Annotated in this window: 19 protein-coding genes and 4 pseudogenes; 10 read left to right on the top strand and 13 right to left on the bottom strand. The window is 71.1% G+C overall.

The annotated features are described in order from the left end of the window. Positions 1-223 precede the first annotated feature (223 nt). Entirely contained in the window at positions 224-619 is a 396-nt protein-coding gene (locus tag OG272_RS40390; protein WP_326585545.1) for a hypothetical protein, read from the bottom strand. Between the two features lie 172 nt (positions 620-791). Between OG272_RS40390 and OG272_RS40385 the strand changes: the two genes are divergently transcribed. Together OG272_RS40385 and OG272_RS40380 are read left to right on the top strand one after the other, a co-directional pair. Further along, positions 792-1,562, top strand: a complete 771-nt coding sequence (locus OG272_RS40385; RefSeq protein WP_326574791.1) for an MBL fold metallo-hydrolase — start codon at positions 792-794, stop codon at positions 1,560-1,562. A gap of 37 nt (positions 1,563-1,599) precedes the next feature. Continuing rightward, positions 1,600-2,214, top strand: a complete 615-nt coding sequence (locus OG272_RS40380; RefSeq protein WP_327726949.1) for a VTT domain-containing protein — start codon at positions 1,600-1,602, stop codon at positions 2,212-2,214. 98 nt (positions 2,215-2,312) lie between these two features. Here the strand turns inward: OG272_RS40380 and OG272_RS40375 are convergent, their stop codons facing one another. The 3 genes from OG272_RS40375 to OG272_RS40365 all read right to left on the bottom strand — a co-directional run bounded on the left by OG272_RS40375 (position 2,313) and on the right by OG272_RS40365 (position 5,835). Then, positions 2,313-3,401, bottom strand: coding sequence for an MBL fold metallo-hydrolase (locus OG272_RS40375; protein WP_327726950.1), 1,089 nt, complete (start codon positions 3,399-3,401; stop codon positions 2,313-2,315). Between the two features lie 263 nt (positions 3,402-3,664). Then, entirely contained in the window at positions 3,665-4,882 is a 1,218-nt protein-coding gene (locus OG272_RS40370; RefSeq protein WP_328224356.1) for an aminotransferase class I/II-fold pyridoxal phosphate-dependent enzyme, read from the bottom strand. A 269-nt stretch (positions 4,883-5,151) separates the two neighbouring features. Further along, positions 5,152-5,835 (bottom strand): hypothetical protein, encoded by a 684-nt coding sequence (locus tag OG272_RS40365; RefSeq protein ID WP_405895687.1) that lies wholly within the window; start codon positions 5,833-5,835, stop codon positions 5,152-5,154. Positions 5,836-6,055: 220 nt separating this feature from the next. Here OG272_RS40365 and OG272_RS40360 point away from each other — a divergent pair. After that, positions 6,056-6,310, top strand: a pseudogene (locus OG272_RS40360) (hypothetical protein); the annotation flags it as partial. A 179-nt stretch (positions 6,311-6,489) separates the two neighbouring features. Here the strand turns inward: OG272_RS40360 and OG272_RS40355 are convergent. After that, positions 6,490-7,206, bottom strand: coding sequence for a GAF and ANTAR domain-containing protein (locus tag OG272_RS40355; protein ID WP_326574800.1), 717 nt, complete (start codon positions 7,204-7,206; stop codon positions 6,490-6,492). A gap of 111 nt (positions 7,207-7,317) precedes the next feature. On the opposite strand from OG272_RS40355, the gene OG272_RS40350 reads away from it, so the two are divergent. Next, a complete protein-coding gene (locus OG272_RS40350) occupies positions 7,318-8,424 on the top strand; it encodes a PAS domain-containing protein (protein ID WP_405895686.1) in 1,107 nt (368 codons plus the stop codon). A gap of 143 nt (positions 8,425-8,567) precedes the next feature. Here the strand turns inward: OG272_RS40350 and OG272_RS40345 are convergent, their stop codons facing one another. Continuing rightward, the gene (locus OG272_RS40345; protein WP_326574804.1) at positions 8,568-9,362 is read right to left on the bottom strand and encodes an RNA polymerase sigma factor SigF; all 795 of its coding nucleotides are present in this window, start codon (positions 9,360-9,362) and stop codon (positions 8,568-8,570) included. A 232-nt stretch (positions 9,363-9,594) separates the two neighbouring features. Between OG272_RS40345 and OG272_RS40340 the strand changes: the two genes are divergently transcribed. Then, positions 9,595-11,412, top strand: a complete 1,818-nt coding sequence (locus tag OG272_RS40340) for a thiamine pyrophosphate-requiring protein (protein ID WP_327726954.1) — start codon at positions 9,595-9,597, stop codon at positions 11,410-11,412. Positions 11,413-11,676: 264 nt separating this feature from the next. Here OG272_RS40340 and OG272_RS40335 read toward each other — a convergent pair. The 4 genes and pseudogenes from OG272_RS40335 to OG272_RS40320 form a co-directional block, all read right to left on the bottom strand. Next, positions 11,677-12,082: pseudogene (locus OG272_RS40335) on the bottom strand (transposase); the annotation flags it as partial. 126 nt (positions 12,083-12,208) lie between these two features. Beyond that, positions 12,209-13,009: pseudogene (locus tag OG272_RS40330) on the bottom strand (thiolase family protein); the annotation flags it as partial. Position 13,010: 1 nt separating this feature from the next. Continuing rightward, a complete protein-coding gene (locus OG272_RS40325; RefSeq protein WP_405895685.1) occupies positions 13,011-13,682 on the bottom strand; it encodes a 3-oxoacid CoA-transferase subunit B in 672 nt (223 codons plus the stop codon). Then, positions 13,679-14,422: pseudogene (locus OG272_RS40320) on the bottom strand (3-oxoacid CoA-transferase subunit A). The gene OG272_RS40325 and the pseudogene OG272_RS40320 overlap by 4 nt, the downstream one beginning before the upstream one ends. A gap of 307 nt (positions 14,423-14,729) precedes the next feature. Here OG272_RS40320 and OG272_RS40315 point away from each other — a divergent pair. Then, positions 14,730-15,323: a CGNR zinc finger domain-containing protein gene (locus tag OG272_RS40315; protein WP_327726956.1), complete on the top strand. Its 594-nt coding sequence runs from the start codon at positions 14,730-14,732 to the stop codon at positions 15,321-15,323. 39 nt (positions 15,324-15,362) lie between these two features. On the opposite strand, the gene OG272_RS40310 is transcribed toward OG272_RS40315, so the two are convergent. Beyond that, positions 15,363-16,211, bottom strand: a complete 849-nt coding sequence (locus OG272_RS40310) for an MBL fold metallo-hydrolase (RefSeq protein WP_405895684.1) — start codon at positions 16,209-16,211, stop codon at positions 15,363-15,365. Between the two features lie 220 nt (positions 16,212-16,431). Here OG272_RS40310 and OG272_RS40305 point away from each other — a divergent pair, with 220 nt between their 5' ends. The 3 genes from OG272_RS40305 (at position 16,432) to OG272_RS40295 (ending at position 19,676) form a co-directional block, all read left to right on the top strand. Then, positions 16,432-17,607, top strand: coding sequence for an alpha/beta hydrolase (locus OG272_RS40305; RefSeq protein ID WP_327726958.1), 1,176 nt, complete (start codon positions 16,432-16,434; stop codon positions 17,605-17,607). Positions 17,608-17,609: 2 nt separating this feature from the next. Next, on the top strand, positions 17,610-18,527 hold the full coding sequence (locus OG272_RS40300; RefSeq protein ID WP_327726959.1) for an alpha/beta hydrolase: 918 nt from the start codon (positions 17,610-17,612) through the stop codon (positions 18,525-18,527). A 555-nt stretch (positions 18,528-19,082) separates the two neighbouring features. Then, the gene (locus tag OG272_RS40295) at positions 19,083-19,676 is read left to right on the top strand and encodes an AraC family transcriptional regulator (RefSeq protein ID WP_327726960.1); all 594 of its coding nucleotides are present in this window, start codon (positions 19,083-19,085) and stop codon (positions 19,674-19,676) included. 589 nt (positions 19,677-20,265) lie between these two features. Here OG272_RS40295 and OG272_RS40290 read toward each other — a convergent pair. Beyond that, positions 20,266-21,213, bottom strand: a complete 948-nt coding sequence (locus tag OG272_RS40290) for an ester cyclase (protein ID WP_405895683.1) — start codon at positions 21,211-21,213, stop codon at positions 20,266-20,268. Between the two features lie 50 nt (positions 21,214-21,263). Then, positions 21,264-22,046: an MBL fold metallo-hydrolase gene (locus tag OG272_RS40285; RefSeq protein WP_327726961.1), complete on the bottom strand. Its 783-nt coding sequence runs from the start codon at positions 22,044-22,046 to the stop codon at positions 21,264-21,266. 303 nt (positions 22,047-22,349) lie between these two features. On the opposite strand from OG272_RS40285, the gene OG272_RS40280 reads away from it, so the two are divergent. Then, the gene (locus OG272_RS40280) at positions 22,350-23,174 is read left to right on the top strand and encodes an AraC family transcriptional regulator (RefSeq protein WP_327312460.1); all 825 of its coding nucleotides are present in this window, start codon (positions 22,350-22,352) and stop codon (positions 23,172-23,174) included. Positions 23,175-23,180: the final 6 nt, after the last annotated feature.

Raw genomic sequence — 23,180 nt, 5'->3', positions numbered from 1 at the left:
GTTCGGCCACCTCACGTCCTGTCGTGGGCCCAGCCTGTCATAAGGGGTGGGGGCGCCGGGGCGGCATTCGGGGTGGCACGGGGGGCAGGGGCGTGGCACGGTCCGGGGACGGCTCGGGGCTTGCGGGTCGTCGCGGACCGCGGGTTCGTCGTGGCCGGCCGCGCGGTTCCCCCGCGCCCCTCATCAGGTGATCCGGCGCCCGCAATGGCGCGGCCGTCACCGCTCAGCGGCCGTCGTAGCCCGCCGTCGGCATCGACAGGCGGCGGTGGACGTGGGCCTTCATCTGGGCGTCGTAGGCGGGTTCGGCGCGGCCGACGGTCTCGACGCGGATACCGCGTCTGGCGCACTCGGCGGTGAAGTCGTCGACGGAGGCGAGGGCGCGTTCGAGGACGCGGCGGCTGGGGGCGACGAAGAGGTCGACGAGGCCGGCGTCGACGTCGGCCCACAGGGCGCCGTGGTCGGGGCGCAGACCGCGTACGAGCAGCTCGCGCGTCACCACATAGCCGCGCTCGGCGGCCCAGCGGGCGCACATGGCGTGCTGGCTGCGGGAGTCGACCAGGAACGGATCCGCCTCCAGCTCCTCCAACGGCGTCAGGCTCGCTATGGCCGCCACCCGCACCACGGCCGCCCGTCCCGCCGCCCCACCACACCCACGAGCGGCATCCCGGCACGCCGTACCGGAGGCGCCACTGGTGTCTCCCTTGTCTCCCACGGTGTCCCCCTCAGACCCAGGCCGCAGACCCTACTCCAGCCCGTAGGCTCGGGGGAGTAGCGCGAAGGAGGCGAACGGAGTGCCGGTGGAGATCACCTGGTGGGGTCATGCGACCTGCACCGTGGAGGATTCGGGTACGAGGGTGCTGACCGACCCCCTGTTCGCGCGCCGGCTCGCACATCTGAGAAGGCGCCGGGGTGCGCCGCCCCCGCCGGAGGCGGCGGTCGCGGACGTCGCGCTGGTGTCGCATCTGCACGCCGACCATCTGCACGTTCCCTCGCTGGCCCGCCTCGCCCCGGGTACGCGGCTGGTGGTGCCGAAGGGCGCCGCGCGCCAGGTCCCCGGGCTGCGCAGGCTGGCGCATCTACAGCTCTCCGAAGCGGTACCCGGGGACGAGGTCAGGGTCGGTGACCTGGTCGTACGTGCCGTGTCCGCCCGGCACGACGGGCGGCGGCTGCCGATCGGGCCGCATCGCTCGCCCGCGCTCGGCTTCGTCATCGAGGGCGACGCGCGGACGTATTTCGCCGGGGACACCGGGCTGTTCGAGACGATGGCCAAGGAGGTCGGGCCGGTCGACGTGGCGCTGCTGCCGGTCGGCGGCTGGGGGCCGTACCTCGGCGAGGGCCACCTGGACGCGGGGCGCGCGGCGGAGGCGCTTGCGCTGCTCGCGCCCCGGAGCGCGGTGCCGGTGCACTACGGCACGTACTGGCCGATCGGCATGGACGCTGTGCGCCCCCATGAATTCCACTCCCCCGGCGAGGAGTTCGTACGCCTCGCCGCCGTGCACGCCCCCGACGTGGCCGTGCACCGGCTGGAGCACGGGGGCAGCGTAAGACCGGGGGTGGCGTGATGAGACGAGGACCGACAGAGGCCACGGAGGACGCCCGGTGATCGTCCTGACCGCCGCGAGCACTCCCGTGCCGTACGCGTCGACCCAGCAGGCGATCGGCTATCCGACGCTGTTCCTGCTGGTGCTGATCGGGGCGCTGGTGCCGGTGGTGCCGACCGGGGCGCTGGTCAGTTCGGCGGCCGTGGTGGCGTTCCATCAGACGGCGCCGCTCGCGCTGCTGCTGGTGTTCGTGGTGGCGTCGGTCGCCGCGTTCCTCGGCGACATCGCGCTGTACTGGCTGGGACGGCGCGGGATGGGCTCCAAGAACGGCTCGCGCTGGCTGGAGGCGATCCGGCGGCGGGCGCCGGAGGACCGGCTGGCCCAGGCCCAGGCGAAGCTCGACGACCACGGGGTGGCCGTGCTGGTGCTGTCCCGGCTGATGCCGGCCGGACGTCTCCCGGTGATGCTGGCCTGTCTGCTGGCGAAGATGCCGTTGCGGCGGTTCGCGCGGGGGAATCTGCCGGCGTGCCTCGCGTGGGCCGTGACGTATCAGTTGATCGGCATTCTGGGCGGGTCGCTGTTCGAGGAGCCGTGGCAAGGGGTGCTGGCGGCGGTCGCGTTGACGCTGCTGCTCAGTGTGGTGCCGAGCGTCTGGCGGCGGATGGTCCGCTGAGAGCCCGGGGCTCGCGGTGCGTCGCGGGCCGCGGGTCCGTCGTGCTCGATCGGGCGGTTCCCCGCGCCCGTTGCTGGGGCACGGGTGCGCTCCGTCGATCAGTCCAGCACCCGGGATCCGCCCACCGGGAGGTCCCACAGGTTCTCTCGGGGCAGACCCGCCGCGTTCCATGCCGCCCGTACGCGGGTCAGGGGCTCCAGGACCGGTTCCGCCGAGAGGACGAACGTGGCCCAGTGCATGGGGGCCATGTGGCGGGCCCCCAGGTCCTGGAAGGCGCGGACCGCTTCCTCCGGGTCGCAGTGCACGTCGCTGAGCCACCAGCGGGGGTCGTAGGCGCCGATGGGCAGGAGGGCGAGGTCGATGCCGGGGTAGCGGCGGCCGATGAGGGAGAACCAGTGGCCGTAGCCGGTGTCGCCGGCGAAGTAGAGGCGTTTGCCGTCGGGTGCCGTGAGGACCCAGCCTCCCCACAGTGAGCGGCAGGTGTCGGTGAGGGTGCGCTTGGACCAGTGGTGGGCCGGTACGAAGTCGAAGCGGACGCCGTCGAGTTCGGCGGCCTCCCACCAGTCCAGCTCGGTGACCCGGCCGAACCCCCGCCGCCGGAACCAGCGGCCGAGTCCGGCGGGCACGAGGACCGGGGTGTCGCGCGGGAGTCTCGCCAGGGTGGGTGCGTCGAGGTGGTCGTAGTGGTTGTGGCTGATGACGACCGCGTCCACGCGGGGCAGGGCCTCCCAGGCGAGGCCCACGGGGGTGATCCGGGCCGGGGTGCCGAGGATCCGGCGGGACCAGACGGGGTCGGTGAGGACGGTGAGCCCGCCGATGCGCACCACCCAACTCGCGTGCCCCGCCCAGGAGACGGCGACGGTCCGCGTGCCCACCCGGGGCAACGGGCCGGGCTCGTACGGCAGTCGCGGGATGTCGGCGAGCCCGTCGGCCCCCGGCCGGACCGAGCCCTCGCGGGCGAACCGGGCGAAGGCCTTCAGGCCGGGCAGGGGCGTGGTCAGCCGGTCGGCGAAGGACCGGGGCCAGCGGCGCCGCTCGTCGAGCGGGCGGGGCTCGGTGAGCGGCGGGGGTGCCAGGGGGCGGGCGAAGACCGACCTGGACGGTGCCATGGACGCCGGACCGCCGGTGTCCTCGGGGGTCGTCGTGGGAGGGGTCGCTGAGGTGGTCGACTCGGACTGCTGCGTCATCGAGGAGGCTCCCATCGCTGAGCGTCGTCACGAAGGATCGTCGTCGGTGAGGGTCGCTGGAGGCCGCTGAAGGTGGCTGGAGGCCGCTGAAGGTGGCTGGAGGCCGCTGAAGGTGGCTGGAGGCCGCTGAAGGTGGCTGGAGGCCGCTGAGGCCGCTGAGGCCGCTGAGGCCGCTGAGGCCGCTGAGGCCGCTGAGGAACGCTAGGGGTCGTCGTCGCCGAGAGGCGGAGGCCGGCCGGGCCCCTCGGCCCGGAGGTGCCTCGTCATCGAAGGTCCTCGAAAGCCGCCGCGAAAGCCGCCAACGCGCGTTCCATATGCGGAAGTTCCAGCGGGTCCGGCGCGGCGAGGGCCTGGGCGCGCTCCGCGTCGGTGGTGCCGAGGAACGTGTCGGTGGACAGCCGAACGCGCAGTTCCCCGAGGTCGTCGCCGAACCGGTGGCCGCCGGGCGCGGGCATCCCGAGCCGGGCGGTGAGGAAGTCCTCCGCCTCCTGGGCGTCACCGACGCCGTATGCGGCGAGGGACGAGCGCAGCGGGGCGAGGTCCGCGTACAGGTGCCGTCCGGCGCGCGGCGGCAGGGCGAGCGCCCCGGCGCCCACGACGGCACGGTGCGCGGCGGCGGCGAGCCGCGCGTGCAGGCGTACGGAGGTGGCGAGCCGTTCGGTGACGGGGGCGGGCTCGTCGAGGGCGTGGGCGGCGGCCGCGGCGACCGGGGTGGCGACCCGGGCGCCCAGCGCGGTGAGCACGTCGAGGACCCGGTCGCGCAGTCCCGTGCCGTCCCCGCCGGCCGGGAACCGGGCGACGGCGGCCGGCCAGCCCGGCGGCAGGAAGGCACCGGCGAGGTCGGTGACGACGGTGACCCGGTCGGGCAGCATCTCGGCGGGGCTGAGCAGCACGGTGTCATGCGGGTCGTGCACGGTGTCGCGCCAGGTCTCGTCGCTGACCAGGTGCAGCCCCTCCCCCAGGGCCGCCTCCATGGCCTCGTGCACCAGTTCGGGCGGGGCCACGGTGGCGGTCGGGTCGTCCGCGACGCACAGCACGAGCATCCGGGGGTCGCCGCCCTCGGCCCGCATCCTGCGCACGGTCTCCAGCAGCGCGTACGGATCCGGCACACCCCCGCACTCGGCGGGCGTGGCCACATGGAAGACGGTTCTGCCCAACGCCCGTGCCTGGGGCTCCCACCAGGCGGCGCACGGCCGGGGGAGCAGGACGTCGCCGCCGATCGCCGCGGTCAGCGCGAGGAGCAGGGCGGGGGCGCCGGGGGCCGCGACGGCCCTGTCCCGTGCGGTGGGCAGTCCGCGCCGGTCCCAGTAGCCGCAGGCGGCGTCCAGGAGGGCGGGATCGCCGCCGAGCGGTACGGGGTCGGGGTGGCCCGCGGCGGCGGAGAGCACGGCGGCCAGTTCGGGCAGGACGGGCAGGCCCTGGGCGGGAAGGGGTGGGCCGTAGCGGACCGGACCGTGCCCTTCGGGATCCGTCCGCCGCATGGGTGCCTCCGCGCAGTCGTGGTGCGTTGTTCGGCGCTTCGCGCTCCGGGATCGCTCCGGGAGGTCGATGGTGCTCCGTCGTGCCGCGAGTGTGCGCCGTCGTGCCACGCCAGGCGTCGTGCGCGTCCTCGGCCTGTCAGTACCCAGGCTCGCGCGCCCCAAGGGCACTGCCGCGAGTTGCGCCGGTCACAGCGGCGACATGCGCCGCGCCGACGCGGCGGCGAGATGTCCGAGGGGTGTTCGCGACTCCGGCGGGACCGCCCGCGCGGTCATGGCGTCCACCGGTCCCGGCGGCGCAGCCGGTGCACGGCCGCGCCGAGCGCCCCCGCGATGAGGAGGCCACCGGCGACCATGGCCGGCACGGAGTCGGTGAAGGCACCGCCGTCGCCCGCGTGGACGCCGCGCTGCACCGGAGCGGTGGGTTGGGTGGTGTGGTGGGAGGGCAGGTGTGTGGGCTGGTGGGGCGGTTGATGCGTCGGCTGCTGGGTCGGCTGTTGGGTCGGCTGGTGCGTGGGGTGGGGCTGGTCGCCGCCGAGGGAGACGTCGAAGGCGGCGCTCCACTGTGTGCCCTCGCCGCCGGGGGCCGCCGGGCACAGGCCGTCGACGCCCCACTCGCTGGTGGAGTCCGCCGCGTCGGCGCTGGTCTCGAGGTCCGCGGCGGGCGCGATCTTGGCGGTGCCCTGGTACGAGGGGCCGCCGGCGGAGTCGTCGTCGCCGGGGAGGCGTTGCAGCGTGACGGTGCCCTCTTCGAAGGCCTGGGAGCTGGCGTCGATGGTCTCGGGGGCGGGGCCGCCGGTGGGGTCGCAGGCGACGGAGAAGGTGAGCGTGCCGCCCGGTTCGACGGAGTACGGGCTCACCTCGGCCGTCGGTTCGGCGTACGCGGGCGGGGCGGCGGTGCCCAGGACGGCACCGATCAGGGCGGTGGCGGACAGGACACGGGCTCTGCGGCGCATGGGCGGGGCTCCTTCGGCCGACTCCGGCGGACGGGGCACGACCGCCGTGCCCCGCGTCCATCAGAGCGCCGAGCCGGGCAGGGCGCGCGCCGCCGGGCACCATTCGCGGGACGCGGGCAGCCGACCGGGTGACGGTGCGCTCCGCGCGGTGAGCCGTTCCGCTCCGCAGGGTGAGCCGTTCCGCTCCGCGGAGTGAGCCGATGAGCGCCGTGAGGGTGAGCCGGTCGAGTGCCGTGCGGGTGCCGTGCGGGTGCCGGTCGAGCGCCGTGGGAGCACCGTGCAGGTGCCGGTCAAGCGCCGTGGGAGCACCGTGCAGGCGCCGTGCGGGTGCCGTGGGAGCACCGTGCAGGTGCCGGTCAAGCGCCGTGGGAGCACCGTGCAGGCGCCGTGCGGGTGCCGTGGGAGCACCGTGCAGGTGCCGGTCAAGCGCCGTGGGAGCACCGTGCGGGTGCCGTGGGAGCACCGTGCAGGTGCCGGTCAAGCGCCGTGGGAGCACCGTGCAGGCGCCGTGCGGGTGCCGTGGGAGCACCGTGCAGGTGCCGGTCGAGCGCCGTGGGAGCGCCGGTCCGTTGCGGGCTCGGGAGTCCCGGTCCGTTGCGGGCTGCGGATCTGTCGTGGCCGGTCGCGAGGTTCCCCGCGCGCCTTCGGGGTGCTTCAGCCGGAAAGGGAGACCAGTTCCCTCTCCAGACCCCTGCCCCTCTTCTCCACGACCGCGGACGCGACGTCCGACAGTTTGCGGTTGGTGCCCTGGGAGATGCGACGCAGGACGGTGAACGCGGCGTCGGCGTCGCAGTCGAGGACGTGCATGACCATGCCGCAGGCCTGGTCGACGACGGGGCGGGAGCGCAGGGCGGCGCCGAGTTGGTCGAGTTCGGTGAGGGCGGCCCGGTAGGAGCGGTCGCGGACGATGCAGGTCGCGGCGAGGGCGCCGAGGGCGCGGGCGGGGCCGTGCGGGGCGTCCTCCAGCGCGTGGGGGCGGAAGCTGTAGAGGCTGAGGGTCACGGTGAGGCTGGAGCGCCTGAAGGGGAGCGTGACGCTGGAGCGTACGCCCGCGTCGAGGGCCACGGCCCGGTACTCCGGCCAGCGTTCCTCGTGCAGCAGATCGGCGGAGTCGACGGGTTTCCCGCGATCCAGCGCGGCCGGGATCGGACCGTCGCCCGAGCGCAGCTGGACCGCGACGAGTCCGGCGAGGTCGGGGTGGGTGACGGCGGCGGGCCGCTCGGTGCCTGCGTCGGAGACCATGCCGCTGGCGCCGCAGCAGTCGCTGGTGCAACGGACGGCCTGTTCGACGAGTTCGGAGAGCCTCCTGCCCGGATGTGCGGATTCCGCCGACTCCCGGCCCACGCGGCCGAGTTGTTCGCTTTCCGGCATGATGCGCGCCTCCCTCTTCCGGTCGCCTTCCCGCTCACCTGCACGGAAAACGAGGTTCCCGCTTTCGATCCGGCCGTCCCTTCGACGCCTGCCAGGCGCTACGTTCGTCGCATGACGCAGACGGACGAATTCGGTGAAGAACTCGCGGATTTCGTGCGCCGTGTCGCGGAGCTCAAGACGGCCCGCTCGGTGCCGACCGGCGATCTCCCGACGGTCCTGGACGCGGCGATCTTCGAACTGGACCATGTCGCGAACCAGTTGTGGCCCTGGTACGAGCGGCTCAGCACATCGGGCCCGGTCGGCGTCTCGTCGTCCGCCGCGCAGGAGCACCAGTTGCTGAAGACCGTCTTCCAAAGCCTGCCGCTGCCCGTCCTGTTGGTGGACCGCGAGACGGTGGTGCGTCGTCTCAACCGGGCCGCGACCGCCTTCACCGGCGTACGGTCCGGCTATGCGACGGGCCGTCCGCTCAGCGGGTTCCTCGCCCACGCCGACCGGGGCGCGTTCCGTTCCCAGGTGGCCGCCGTGGGCCGTGGCGAGGGCGACCGCAGCATCGACGTCCACCTCCAGCAGCGCCCCGCACTGGCGGTACGGGCCACGCTCACCGCGCTGCGCCCCGGCAGCGAGCCGCGCACCACCGTCCTGGTCACCCTGCAACCCGCCGGGCACCGGATGCCCACCGTCGAGCCCCTCCGCCCGCTGCCCGACCTCACCGAGACCACCCGGCACGTGGCCCTCATGGATCTCGTCGACGCCATGACCACGGCCCTGCTCACCGCCCCCGCCGGCACGGCCCTCGACCGGGCGGCCCACGTCCTGCACGGCCGCTTCGCCGACTGGGTGGTGGCCGACACGGCGGGCCCCACCCTCACGCGTACGACGGTGCTGGCTCCCTCCGAGGGAGAAGCGAAGCTCCTGGCGGCCCAGGACCCGGCCACCTGCCCCCTCGTCGTCGACGCCGCCCGAGGCGGCTCCCCCGCCCTCCAGATCCGCCCCGCCGACCCCGACGCCTTCGGCCACGACAGCTCCGGCGCCCCCGTCCTCGTGCGAGCGGACGTGACCTCCCTGCTGACCGTGCCCCTGCCGGCCCCGGACGGCCACGTCAAGGGCGTCCTGACCCTCTTCCGCTCAGGAGCCCGCCTGGCCTTCTCGATGGCCGAGGCCCAGGCGATGGACACGCTGTCCCGCCATGTCGCACTGGCCATGAGAAGCCCTGCCTAGGGGCGCGGGACTGTGTTCACGTGCGGTCGGCGGCCGGGCCGCGTGGGCGGGACGAGCCCGCGCCCCGCGCCCCGCGCCCCGCGCCCCGCGCCCCGCGCCCCGCGCCCCGCGCCCCGCGCCCCGCGCCCCGCGCCCCGACGGCGTTATACGGCATCCCGCATCACCTGATCACGCAGCCGGTCGCAGCACCGGCTGATCAGCCGCGACACATGCATCTGGGAGATCCCCAACTGCTCCGCGATCCGGCTCTGCGTCATGTCCCCGAAGAACCGCATGTACAGGATCGCCCGCTCCCGCTCCGGCAGCGCGGCCAGCCGAGGCTTCACGGCCTCCCGGTCCACCACCGTGTCCAGCGCGGGATCGGGGGATCCCAACGCGTCGCTCAGCGAGTAGCCGTCCTCGCTCCCCGGCAGCTCCGCGTCCAGCGACAGCGCCGTGAAACTCTCCAGGGCTTCGAGCCCGACCTGGACGTCCTCCTCGCTCATGTTCGCGTGTGCCGCGATCTCCGCGACGGTGGGCCGCCGCCCGGAGATCGTCTGGGACAGGTCCTGGCTGGCGAACCGCACGCGATTGCGCAGGTCCTGGACCCGGCGCGGCACATGCAGGGTCCACATGTGGTCCCGGAAGTGCCGCTTGATCTCACCGGTGACGGTGGGTACGGCATAGCTCTCGAAGGCGTTCCCGAGCTCGGGGTCGTAGCGGTCGACGGCCTTGACCAGACCGAGCGACGCGACCTGGCGGAGGTCCTCGTAGCTCTCGCCGCGGCTGCGGAACCGTCCCGCGAGCCGTTCGGCCATGGGAAGCCACGCCTCGATGATCTGTTCACGCAGAGTGTCCCGCTGCTGGCCGGGGGGAAGCGAGGCCAGCTTCCGGAACGCCTCCGCGGTGTCGGGGGCGTCGTCGTGCGGGTGGTGCTTCGCGTTTGCCTGAGTACGCATGGTGCGTCGCAACTCCCTGAATGGTGCTCTGGGATGGACGGTCACCGTGGGGGCGTGGATGTGCACAGCGGACGGCACACCCGTGATGGAAACATCGCCTCTTCCACGGACGTGCCTCCTGTCCGAAGCACTGCTTTGCGCTTGCCCCGGATCATGCGCGGCAAACACATGCAGGTTTTCCCTTTCCCCGGCGGGTGACTCGGGCGGGAGATCACACCCCGGGAGGTCCAGTATGAGCACCACGGTCGCCGATCACATCTTGCGGAGGCTGCGCGCATGGGAGGTCGAACAGGTATTCGGCTATCCCGGCGACGGCATCAACGGCCTCCTCGCGGCGTGGGGACGCGCCGAGGACCGGCCCCGGTTCATCCAGGCGCGGCACGAGGAGATGTCCGCGTTCCAGGCGGTCGGTTACGCCAAGTTCTCGGGTCGGCTCGGAGTGTGCGCGGCGACCTCGGGTCCCGGAGCGATCCACCTGCTCAACGGCCTGTACGACGCCAAGCTGGACCATGTGCCGGTGCTCGCGATCGTCGGCCAGACGCACCGCAGTGCGATGGGCGGCTCCTACCAGCAGGAGGTCGACCTGCACACCCTGTTCAAGGACGTGGCCTCGGACTTCGTCGAGACGGTGACCGTGCCCGAGCAGCTGCCGAACGTCCTCGACCGGGCGATCCGCACCGCGTACGCGCGCCGGGCGCCGACGGCCGTCATCATCCCGGGCGACGTGCAGGAACTGGAGTACTCGGCGCCGACCCACGAGTTCAAGATGGTCCCCTCCAGCCTGGGCGGCGGCGCCTGGACGGCGGTGCCGTCGACGGAGTCGGTCGAGCGGGCCGCCGAGATCCTGAACGCCGGGGACAAGGTCGCGATCCTCATCGGGCAGGGCGCCGCCGGGGCCCGCGCCGAGGTGGCGCGGATCGCCGAGCTGCTCGGCGCGGGCGTCGCCAAGGCGCTCCTCGGCAAGGACGCGCTGAGCGACGAACTCCCCTACGTCACCGGCTCGATCGGCCTGCTCGGCACCCGCCCCTCGTATGAGCTGATGCGCGACTGCGACACCCTGCTGACCATCGGCTCGTCCTTCCCGTACTCGCAGTTCCTGCCGGACTTCGGCAAGGCGCGGGCCGTGCAGATCGACATCGACCCGCACATGGTCGGGATGCGCTACCCGTACGAGGTGAACCTGGTCGGGGACGCGAAGGCGACGCTGGAACGGCTGATCCCGCTGATCGATCCGGAGCGGGGCCGGGAGTGGTTCGACGAGGTGTGCGCGGGCGTGGCGCGCTGGCGCGAGGTGACGGCCCGGCGGGCGGAGCTGTCGGCCGACCCGATCAACCCGGAACTCGTGGCCCACGCCCTCGATCCCCTGCTGCCGGGCGACGCGATCATCTGCTCGGACTCCGGTTCGGCGGCGAACTGGTACGCCCGGCACATCACCATGCGGGACGGCATGCGCGGGTCCCTGTCGGGCACGCTGGCGACGATGGGCTGCGGGGTGCCGTACGCGATCGGCGCGAAGTTCGCGCACCCGGACCGTCCGGCGATCGCCCTGGTCGGGGACGGCGCGATGCAGATGAACGGCATGGCGGAGCTGATCACGGCGGCCAAGTACAAGGACCGCTGGGAGGATCCGCGGCTGGTGGTGGCCGTCTGGAACAACCACGACCTGAACCAGGTGACGTGGGAGCTGCGGGCGATGGGCGGGGAGCCGTCCTTCCTGCCCTCGCAGGAGCTGCCGGACGTCCAGTACGCCGCCTTCGCGCGCTCCCTGGGGCTGACCGGCATCCGGGTGGAGAAGCCCGAGGACGTCGAGGCGGGCTGGCGCGCGGCCCTCGCGGCGGACGGTCCGGCGGTCGTCGAGTTCCTCACCGATCCGGCCGTGCCGCCGATCCCGCCGCACGCCACCTGGGAGCAGATGGAGTCCACGGCCGCCTCGATCCTCAAGGGCGACGCCGACCGGGGGTCCATGGTCAAGCAGGGATTCAAGGCGAAGGTGCAGGAGTTCCTGCCGGGCAACCGGGAGAAGGACAAGGGCGGTGTTGAACGGCACTGAAGAGTTCAGTTGCGCACGCAACAGTTCAGTGGTCAGTTCAGTAGCGCGGTGAACTGTTCAGTGCCGTACCTACGTAGGCCGGGCAGTTGCGCCGACATCACCCAGGCGAGACAGCTGGGACTGGCCCAGCTCCTGGCCGAGGACCCGTTCCTGGGATCCTCGCGGATGCCGGCTACCAGGGCATGGGAGCGCAGACTGGCCTCGGTGCGCTGCAGCACTGCTGGCCGGGACAGCCGACTCCGACACGTGGCGTGACGTCCGGGGGGCACCGGGGTACGAGCGTTCCTTACGGACGATCAGCCGCATGCCTGTGGGCCAGCCCTGAGGCGGTCGCCGTCGAGTTCGGCGACCCAGGCGCCATCTCGGATCTCGCCGTCCGGCTCGACGGCCGGCGTCCACGCGCTGGCCGGGACTTTCATGACGGCGGCGTGGATGATGGTCTGCCGACCGAGCACGACAGCCTTCGCCCGCACTGGGCGAGCCAGGCCACGAACTCGTGGGTGCCGCCGAAGGAGTCACAGCGGATGAGTGTCTGCCGTCCGCGCCGGTAGCGTTTGGGCAGCTGAGCGAGCGCGAGCTCGGCAGCCTCAATGTAATCACTGGCGATGTTGGAGCCCGCGTTCCCCGGCCGCAGCAGCCCCGCCACCGGTTCTCCGGCCCCGCCATGGTCATCGAGCCGCCGTGCGGCGGGGTCTGCGGGTACAGGGAATCCCCGGGCCGGAAGTCGACGGCGCGCACGGCGAGTCCCAGCGCGTCGGCGGCGACCTGGGTCTGCGAACGTCGCGCGGCCGGCGATACGGGCGAGGGGTTCGCCGTCGAGCACACCCTCGCGGGCGACGAGCACGGCGGAAGCACCGTCATTGAGGGGCGAGGAGTTCCCGGCGGTCACCGTGCCGTCGGCGGCGAACGCGGGGCGCAAGCCGGCGAGCACCTCGACGGTGGATTCGTCGCGGATGCTTTCGTCGCGGGCGAGGTGGTGACCGTCGACCTGGACGATCTCACGGTCGAAGGTGCCGTCCGCCCATGCGCGGGCGGCCAGGCGATGACTACGCGCAGCGAACGCGTCCTGCTCCTCACGTGAGATCCGGTGGATCCCGGCAAGTTTCTCGGCACTCTCGCCGTTGGAGATCGTCCATTCCTTCGGCAGGCGAGGGTTGACCATGCGCCATCCGATCGAGGTGTTCCACATCGTCTGGTTGCCCGCGGGGAAGGGCTTGGTGCTCTTCTCGACGACGTACGGCGCGCGGCTCATCGACTCCACACCGCCCGCGAGCACGATGTCGGCGTCTCCGGCCTCGACGGCTCGCGAGGCCTGGATGACGGCCTCGACCGAGGACCCGCACAGGCGGTTGACCGTGACTCCCGTGACCGAGGTGGGGAATCCGGCGAGCAGCGCGCCGAAGCGTGCGACGTCGCGGTTGTCCTCGCCTGCCTGGTCGAAGATGACGTCGTCGATGCGCGCGGGATCCAGGCCCGTGCGCTCGACGGTCGCGCGCATGACGATCGCGGCGAGGTCGTCGGGGCGCACGTCGGCGAGGGCCTTGCCGTACCGTCCGAAGGAGGTGCGCACGGCGTCGTACACGAAGCTCGCGGGCATGTCAGCTACCTTCCAGGGATGCCGCAGCGTCGGTGACGTCGGCGAGGTCGAGGCCGGTCAGGGCGGCCAGGGAGTCCACCGTGTTGTCGCCGAACGTCTCGCGCACGCGCAGTCCGTCGGGCGTGACGTCGAGCACCGCGTGATCGGTGTAGATGCGGGTCACGCAGCCGACTCCGGTCAGCGGGTAGGTGCAGGCAGCGACAAGTTTCGGCGTGCCCTGCTTGGTGAGCAGGTCGGTCATCACGTAGACCGACTTCGCGCCGATCGCGAGATCCATCGCTCCGCCGACGGCCGGAATCGCGCCGGGCTCGCCCGTCGACCAGTTCGCGAGATCGCCGTTCTCCGACACCTGGAACGCACCGAGCACGCACACGTCCAGGTGTCCGCCGCGCATCATGGCGAAGGAGTCGGCGTGGTGGAAGTACGCCGAGCCCGCAAGCGCGGTGACTGGCTGCTTGCCGGCATTGATCAGGTCGGGGTCGACGCTGCCGGGCTCGGGTGCGGGCCCCATGCCGAGCATCCCGTTCTCGGTGTGCAGGACGACCTCCGTGTCGTCCGGCAGGTAGTTGGCCACAAGGGTGGGGGCGCCGATACCCAGGTTCACGACCGATCCCTCGGGGGTGTCGGCCGCGATGCGACGCGCGAGGTCGGTGCGGCTGATGCGCGTGCTCATCGGCTCTCCTCCTGTGCCAGCGGACTTCCCTCGATGTCGACGCCGCCGACGAACACGCCTTCGTCGAGCCAGCGGCGTTCTCCCACCGCGACGACGTGGTCGATGAAGATGCCGGGCGTCACAACGGTCTCGGGGTCGATGTCCCCGAGCGGCACGATCTGGTCGACCTGGGCGATGGTGGTGGCCGCAGCGGCCGCCATGATCGGGCCGAAGTTGCGGGCGGTCCGGCGGTAGACCAGGTTGCCCCAGTGGTCGGCCCGCAGGGCGCTGATCAAGGCGACATCGGCTCGGATCGGGTACGCGAGCACATAGTCGCGGCCGTCGATCGTGCGCACCTCCTTACCCTCCGCGAGCTGCGTGCCGACACCCGTGGGCGAGAAGAAGGCACCGATGCCCGCGCCCGCGGCGCGGATGCGTTCGGCGAGATTCCCCTGCGGCACGAGCTCCAGCTCGATTTCTCCCGCACGGTAGAGGCCGTCGAACACCTACGAGTCGCTTTGTCTGGGGAACGAGCAGATGATCTTCCGTACCCTTCGCGCCGCGAGAAGCGCGGCAAGACCCGTGTCGCCGTTGCCTGCGTTGTTGTTGACGACGGTCAGGTCGCGTGCGCCATGGGAGATGAGTGCGTCTATCAGCTCCACCGGCTGGCCCGCGCGGCCGAATCCACCAATCATCACGGTGGCGCCGTCACGGATCCCTGAGACGGCGGCCGCGGTGTCCTCGACGGTCTTGTCGATCATTGTTCCTCCACGCGTTCGGGCATCGCGCGACCTCTCAAGCGATTTCACATGGCCGGCCTGCGGGGTGACAGTGCACCGAGGTCGACACCATGCGACGCAGACATAGCCTCTATGCTTATGTCAAATTACAGCGCGGGCGCCACGGACAGGCTCGATGAGCGTGAAGTGCAGCGCCCCCGCTCTTACGGTCACCACGCGGTGCCGCGCACTCGCCGGCGCGTCGAACACACGGCGTCGCCGTTAGGGTCTTTCCGGCGGTGATCCCGTTCTCCTCGCCAATGAAGACTGGAGCTAATAAGCTATGCCTATGTCTGAACTTGCGAGCGAACGCTACACCGACCGCATCGCCACCGGACCGCTCATCCTCGTCCAGGAGGTCCTGAACACCCGTGCCGCCGGCAAGCCCGCACTCGAGGACCTGCTCTCGACGCCGGCTTCCGCGACGTCATGGCTCTCCAGTGCGCTGGACGAATGGAGCCGACGTACCGGGGCGGAGGCGCCGGCGATCGAGGTCGATGAACCGGGGCTGGTGCGGCTTCAGCAGCTACGCGCGTCGCTGCAGATGACGGTGTCCGGTGCGGTGCGCGACGCTCCGGTCCGATCCGCGCCGAAGGGGGTGAGCGGCGCGCTCGAGGTGCGGATCGACGGCGACGGCGTCTTCTCGCTGGCGCCGCACGGCAAGGACGTCGCGTGGGTCGTCGCGGCCGTGCTCAACGAAATCACGAACGCCCAACTGACGGGTACGTGGCGTCGTCTGAAGATGTGCCGTAACCGGGTCTGCTCGGTTGCGTTCTATGACGGCACGAATCCCAACAACGGCGCCTGGCATGACGTGCGCATCTGCGGTAACGCCGTGAACCTGCGGGCCTCGCGCCAGCGCCGGGCGGCCGCGCGCGCGTAACGCGCCGCAGGGCCGCCCGACCATACAAGCCCCGGCTACTCAGCCTTTCGCGGCCCGGCAGGAGCCCCACAGAGCACCGGGATTGATGCGCGACGGGTGGCGCTCGAGCATGTACTCGTAGAGCTCGAGGGTGCTGCCGGTGCGACGCACCCCGCTGTTGAAATCAAGGATGTAACGACGGGTCTCCTCGATGTGACGGGGATCGTCGTCGGCGGCCGGATCCTTGTGTCCCGCCACGATCGCGGTCGGCGCCAGCGCCTCGACCGTGTCGAGAGCCCTCAGCCACTCGGCTCGCCCGTCCGCGTCCGACGCCGCCAGCATGAGGTGCACGTTGTTGTAGATCACGTCGCCCGCGACGATCAGCCCCAGGTCGGGAACGTGCAGGCAGGTGGTGTTGTCGCTGTCCGTGTGTCCCAGGCGGACCGGGCGGACCTCCGCCCCGCCCACCGTCAGGACCTCGCCCTCCAGCGGTTCGGCGAGCACCAGTTGCTCAGGGATCTGCTCGGGGAACCAGGCGCGCCAAACCGCCTTGAGGACCTCGGGCGAGGACTGGTAGGCCATATCCTCGACGACCTCGGGTAGCGCGAAGGCCCGCGCACCGGGGTACTGCTGCAGAACGGCTCCGAGGCCGAACCAGTGGTCCCCGTGGCCGTGCGTGACGTACACGCTCGTCACAGGGGCCTCACGCTCGTTGAGCCAGTGCAGCAGGCCCTCTGACTGCGCGATCGTGAAGAGCGGATCCACCAGCAGCGCCTCCCCCTCGCTCGAGATGAGGATGCTCGAGGTCGGGGACCAGGAACGCTCCCTCTGATCGGGCGGCACGTCGGCGTTGGTGGTCGGCATGCCGTCCGCGATGTGCACGGCGTAGGTCAAGGCGTTCGACGTCATTGGTGGACTCCTCGGATTCTCGGGTGGTCGCTCCCACTCCGGCCGGAACGTGGAGGGAGCCGGAAGGCCCGGTCCTCGTTCTGTCGCTCACGGAGCGATGACATTGACGCAAGCATAGACCCTATGCTTACGTCATAGAGCTCGCGTCGACCGAGAAATCCCGAGGGCCACTGGCTCCGATTCGTCGCCGCAAGAGAGCGATCGTCAAAGGAGACACGAGATGAACAGCCCAGCGACGCAGGCTCCGACCGCGGTGCTCGTCCACGGATACCTGGACGACGGCGCCATCTGGAACAGCGTCCGCACCGTCCTCGACGAGCGGTCGATCCCCTCGATCGCGTTCGAGCTCGCCGGCATGGGTACGCGCGCCTCGGATCACGGGCCGTTCACACTCGCCCGCTGGGCCGACGACCTCGAGAGCGTCGTGCGCGCGACGGAGGGCCCCGTCGTGCTCGTCGGCCACAGCATGGGAAGCCAGATCGCCGAGCTCGCCGCCGCCCGCCTGGCCGAGCAGGTGCGTTCGCTCGTCCTGGTCAACCCGATCCCGCTGGCGGGCACTCACCTTCCCCCGGAGCAGATCGCCCCCTTCCAGGCACCCGATCTCGGACTCGACGCGCAGCGTGCCTTCCGCGGCGCTCTCGCCACCGCGTTCCCGGCCGAGGAAAATGACCGGCTCGCCCAAGTGACGCTGCACGTCGACCCGTCGACGATCTCCGACACGGCGACGGCGTGGAACAACGGGCACCCGGACGGACAGCAGCCCACCAAGTTCCACGGGAGCGTCGCCATCCTGCGCGGGGAGAACGACCCCTTCGTCACGGAAGAGGTCGTCTCCGCGTATGTCGCGCCCCGCTTCCCCGGCGCCGCCTCGCAGACGATCGCCGGCGCGGGTCACTGGGCGCACGCCGAGAACCCGGCAGCCGTCGCCGCCGTCATCACGGCGGTCGTCGAGGAGATCGCGTCGAACCCCGCCGACGGCCGCCCGGCCAAGGCCTGGACGAGTGCGTTCGAGCAGCGCACCGAGGAGTCCTTCGCGGCCGCCCTCTCGCCGAACGTGCGGATGGAGGCGAGCGCCCTCGCCAAGCCCCTGGAGCGCAAGGAGCAGGTCGAGGCCCTCATGGCCGCGGTGAGCTCCGCGTACGAGCGGCTCGAGTTCGTCCGGAAGGTGCAGGACGGCCCGCGGACGTATCTGGAGTGGGAGGCCAGCGCGTTCGGTGGCTTCGAGATGAAGGGGATCACGATCCTCACACGTGATGACGAAGGGCTCATCACGGAGATCGCCATCCACCACCGCCCCCTCGGCGCCGTGGTGCAGATCAACGCGAAGGTCGGGGCGCCCCTGACCGCGGCCGGCCTCATCCCCGCCGAGTACTTCAACTTCCCGGAAGGCGAATGACCATGACCGAACGCATCGACGTAGAGTTCACGGCGGACGGGGGCGTGACGCTGCGCGGCTGGCTCTACTTGCCGGACGCCGAGGGTCCGCGCCCCGCGATCACGATGGCGCACGGATTCGGCGGCAACCGCGAGATGGGCCTCGACCCGTACGCGCGCAAGTTCGCGGACGCCGGGTTCGTGGTGCTCGTCCACGATCACCGCACGTTCGGCGCCAGCGACGGCGAGCCCCGCAACGACGTCGACCCGTGGCGTCAGATCGCGGACTGGCGCCGCGCGATCAGCTTCCTGGAGGCTCGGCCGGAGGTCGACGCGGACCGCATCGGGGTGTGGGGTACGAGCTTCGCGGGCGGTCATGCGATCGTGCTCGGCGCGACCGACGTGCGGATCAAGTGCGTGGTGTCGCAGGTGCCCACCATCAGCGGATTCGAGCAGTGGCAGCGCAAGGTTCCGCCGGAGCGCATCGCCGCCTTCGAACTCGCCCAGGCCGAGGACGAACGCGCCCTGGCCGCCGGCGGTGAACTGCGGTACCAGACCTCCATCGGCGACGATCCGGCCGACCCGGCCCTGTACCCCAGCCCGGACGCGCTGCGGTTCTACCGTGACCTGGTTCCGCCGGGCCGCGAGAACAACACGGTGACGGCGCGCTCCAGCCGGGCCGCGCGGCTGTACGAGCCGGGCGTATGGATCACCCGGGTCTCGCCCAAGCCGCTCATGATGATCGTCGGGACCGGCGAGACGGTGATCCCGGCCGACATCCAGCTCGCCGCCTTCGAGCGGGCGCTGGCCCCGAAGGAGCTGGTGCTGCTGCCCGGCGGGCACTTCGACGCCTACAAGGTGCACTTCGAGGAATCCAGCGGCGCCGCGCTGTCGTGGTTCCAAACTCACCTCGCCCCGGTCCCGGCCTCAACCGGCTCGTGAGACAGAGGCGGTTCCGGCCACTGCTGGAACCGCCTCCCCAGGCGGGTGACCGCCGCCGCCTCTCTCCCCGGCGGAGCGCTTCCGGAACGTGGCTGCCACGGTCACGCGCCACCTGGCACGGTCGGCCACGAGATGGGCCTCGTCGAGTGCCGTACCAACCCGTTCACCGCCGCCGTGTGTGTAGCCAGCGCGGACGTGCAGAAGACCCGTCGCGGGCGGTGGCTGTAGCGCTTGGGGCGGTGCAGGTTGCAGTGCTCGCGCCAGCATCTGAGGCGCGCCCGCGGCGATCGCGGTCGGCGAGCGTCCGCAGGACAGCCGGTTGGCGAGCGGAGAGTGCCTCGGAGGCGGCCTGTTTCTCCAGGCTCCGACCGCATCGCCGACACGGGGTCACGCCACAGCGCCCCGATTTCCACCACCTCATCACCACCGTCAGCGGGACGCTGAAGCAGGAGGTCGACTTCACCGCGTACGACGCGATCCCCGATAGCTGGTTGTGGGTCCGTCCGGGGCAAGCCCAGAGGTGGGGGGGACCTGAGCGAGGTCGAGGGGCATCTCGTGCTCTTCGAAAGCGACTTCCTCGATCCGGCCACGGTGGTCGCGGCGCGCTTGGAGACGCCGGGCAGCCCGGTGCAGTACGACGCCGTCGACGTCCACGGCGTCGATCTGGCCATCGAGCACCTCTGTCACGAGTTCGGTGCCGTCGGCGACAGTCCGCTCGACGTGCACATCGCCGTCCTGCGACACCTGCTGTCCGTGCTGGTGCTCCGGCTGGCCGACCAGCCGAGTGGGCTTCCCGGCACTACGGAAGACAGCGCCACCTTCCGCCGATTCCGCGAGGCGGTCGAGCGCGACTTCGCCAAGACCCGTGAGGTCGCTGACTACGCCAGAAACCTGAGCTACTCCCCGCGCACGCTCACGAGGGCAACCGCATCCGCGGTCGGTACCAGCGCCAAGGGGTTCATCGACGAACGAGTCATGCTGGAGGCCAAGCGCCGCCTGGCCCACAGCGACGAGCCCGCCGTCCGTATTGCCGCACACCTCGGCTTCAGCAGTGCCACCAACTTCAGCAAATACTTCCAATCCCGAGCCGGACAGAGCCCGATCCAGTTCAGGAACGCGTCCCGACAGGTCTCACGTCCGCAAAGGTGAGCCCTGACGCTACGGACGTGCCTCCTGCGGATTCGGCTCCCTCTTCCGGCAAGGGCGTGGCGAAACGAGTCGACTCTCCGGGGTCCACCCAGTCGCCGAGAGATCAGAGCCCGAAGTCGCCCGGCCAGAGGTGTTCTCGAGGGCTTCGCGTGGGCGGATGCGGCGGTTGACCAGCACGCCGAGGTCCTTGCGCAGGGCGGCCACGTCGCGGATCTGGGCCGCGGGCAGCTTCGGACAAGCGTTTGAAGTCGAACTCCTCCACGACGGCCAGGGGCACGCCGATGGGAGGCGCCGCAAACGGGGCGGGCCCGGCGCCGGTACTCCCCATCAGGCCGCCGACTGCGGACATGCATCACCGACCTGGCGGACTGCTTTCAGTCGTCGGCCCCTGCGGTGAGCTCCGTCCGCGTGTCCGGGCGAGGTCGCCGGGGCACACGGACGGACCGATGGGCGGCTCGCCGAGGGCCGTCCCGACCCGTGTGCCGCAGCGGCCGTGATCCGGCGTGCTGAAAGCGAGATCCCACCCACCAGCCGAGGAACCTACTGGAACGCAAAGGGGCGTTCTGTTCTCGTTGAACGCCCCTCAGATTCAGAACATCGTGTTGTCGTTGGCGGAAGTGGCCGGCACGTCCTGAAGCACGTCCCAGTGCTCGACGATCTTCCCGCCCTGTACCCTGAACAGATCCACGACCGACTGCCCGCGCTCGCCGGGCGCGTTCACGTAGTGGCTGTGGACGGCGACCAGATCGCCCTCGGCGACAACGCGCTTGCGGGAGACGGTCAGCTCCGGGAACGCCCGGAAGAACGCCCCGAGCCCCTCCCGTGCACCGGCCACACCATCCGCGATGCCGGGATTGTACTGGTGGTACCCGGCGCTCCAGTACAGGTCGAGCGCGGAGAGATCCTTGTCGACGATGAGCCGGTCGAATGCCTTGGTGACGAGCGCCTTGTTGGCGGCTGTGAGCGAGCGCGGACCAGGTTGCCCGGTCTGCGGCCGACTGACGGTGGAGAACATGTCGTTTCCGTTGACGCTGCCGTCGGGGACGTCCTGCAGGGTGTCCCAATGCTCGGCGATCTTGCCGTCCAGGAACCGGAAAATGTCCACGACGGCCGAGCCTCGGCTTCCCGGCGTCAGTACGAGGTTGGAGTGCACCACGACGAGGTCGTTCTCGGAGATGACCCGCTTGACGTCGTACTCGGTGTCGGGGAACTGCTGATGCAACCCGGCAGCGAAGTTCTTCAACGCCTCGGCGCCATCGGACGCGAGGGGGTTGTGCTGGATGTAGTCGGCCCGCACGAACCTGTCCACGATCTCGGTGTCACCCCGCTCGAACGCTTCCTTGAGGACGCGTACGGCAACGGTCTTCTGGTAGTCGAGCCGGGCGCCGCCGTCGACGTGCCCGATGGCGTGACCCGCGCTGACGGGCGGCGAGGCGAAGGCGGGTACGGTCGCGGCGCCCAGCAGGGCGGACGTGGCGACCGTGGCGACGAGGACGCGACGGGTGGTCATGCCCCGGCTGGGCATGTGGGAAGTCACGATGTTCCCTCTCTTGGGACTTGTGCGCTTTCCTGGAAGGTCGGACTGACTCAATTCCTGGGGCCGAACATGTAGGCGTTGGCGACGTCGATGAGGGCTGCGCCCTGGTAGGCGGGGTAGCGCTCGGTGATGGCCTTCTTGTAGGCGTCGCCGTCGTCACCGAGTAGCTCCCGGCCGGCGTTGACGTAGTCGGTGAGCTCGGCCCAGACGGCTGGGGTGGTCGGCTCGCCGTGGCCGGGCAGGATGGTGTCGTACTCGGTCTCGGCCGCGAAGCGGTCGATGTTGGCCTGCCAGCCGTCGAAGTCCTTGTCCAGGAACCACAGGTGGGTGTGGTTGTAGACGACGTCCTGAGCGACCAGGACACCCTGCTCGGGCAGCTTGATCACGAGGGTGGTGTGGATCTCGCCGCCGGTGACCTTCTCGAACACGAACGGGATGCCGTCGATGACCTCGGTGCCCGGGGTGATCTCCACGGTCGGAGTCATGTCGGCGAGCGGGATCGCGGTGCCGGTGGGCAGATCCGTCTTGGCGCCCATGGCGACGATCTCCGCGGTGGTCTCCGGCAGGGCGTGCACCGGGACGCCGAAGCGGGCTGCGCCCTGGTAGTGGTCCGGATGCGCGTGGCTGATGACGAGGCGGTCAAGGGGCTTGCCAAGGCTCTTGGCGTAGGCGACGACCTCGTCGGCGTAGGCCAGGACGAACTGCGCGTCGACGGCGATGATCCGCGACGGCGTCTCGATCAGCTGGGTGGTGACGCCCAGGCCGTCCTCGGGCGAGACGTAGCTGTGGATGCGGACCTGGCCCTTGTCGATGACCGTGAGGGTGCCGTGCATGACTGTGCTCCTGTCGGAAGGTGGATGAGCGGTGATGAGGGGACGCGGGGAGGGGCGGATCGCTGACGGCCGGCTCGCGACCGGCTATCGGCCGCAACGGACACAGTCGGCTTTCCGCTGGCTTTCCACTCCACGGGCCCGCGCCCCTGGAACAACTCCATACTGGGCCGGAACCGAAGGTCCAGCGAGGTACGCTGCGGTCTCGTGATGGTCCACAGGCGACAAGCGCGGCAGAAGCATGGTCGGCGGGAGACGGGCCTGCCGAAGGTGGTTTTCCAACCTCCGGCCGGAACCCCTGCGGGCATGGAGGTCATGACCCTGGCCGACTTCCGCGACCGCACCCGTGACTGGCCCTGGCACATCGCCACCCCGCACCGGCAGGACTTCCACGCCCTGATGCTGGTCACCGCCGGCACCCTGCGCCACCGCGTCGACTTCACCGGGTACGTACTGCCGCCCGGTTCCTGGCTGTGGATCCGGCCCGGCCAGGTACACCAGTGGCAGAACCCCGACCAGGCCGAGGCCGTCCTGATCTTCTTCCAGGAGGACTTCGTCGCCCCCGAAACCGCGGAACTGGCCGGGCTCGGCACCGGCACCGCCCCGATGCCCTTGTACAGCCCCGATCCTTCGGAGGCCCCCGTACTGGCGACTGCGGCCGAGCAACTGGCCGCGGAGTTCTCCCAGTGGGACCGCCATCCGCTGCCGGTGCACACCGCCCTGCTGCACCGCCTGCTCGACGTCGTACTCCTGCGCCTGGCCCACCTGCAGCAGCACGGCCAGGCTGAGGAATCCGCCCCCGAGCCCTTCCTGCGCTTTCGCGACGCTGTCGAACGAGGTCTCTCCCGCACTCATCGCATCGACGACTACGCCCGCGAACTCGGCTACTCCACCCGCACGCTCACCCGCGCCACCCAGACCGCGGCGGGCCTCAGCGCCAAGGACTACCTCGACCAGCGCCTCACCCTGGAAGCCAAGCGGCTCCTCGCCCACGGCACCGAACCCGCCTCCACCATCGCAGCCCACCTCGGCTTCACCAGCGCCACCCACTTCGGCAAGTTCTTCCAACGCCACACCGGCCAGACCCCCCTGGCCTTCCGCGCCTCCCAACGTGCGTCGCCGCCTGCGTAGCCGCCC

Source organism: Streptomyces sp. NBC_00104 (assembly GCF_045160825.1).
Lineage (GTDB): Bacteria > Actinomycetota > Actinomycetes > Streptomycetales > Streptomycetaceae > Streptomyces.
This window is presented reverse-complemented; position numbering and strand designations above follow the sequence as displayed.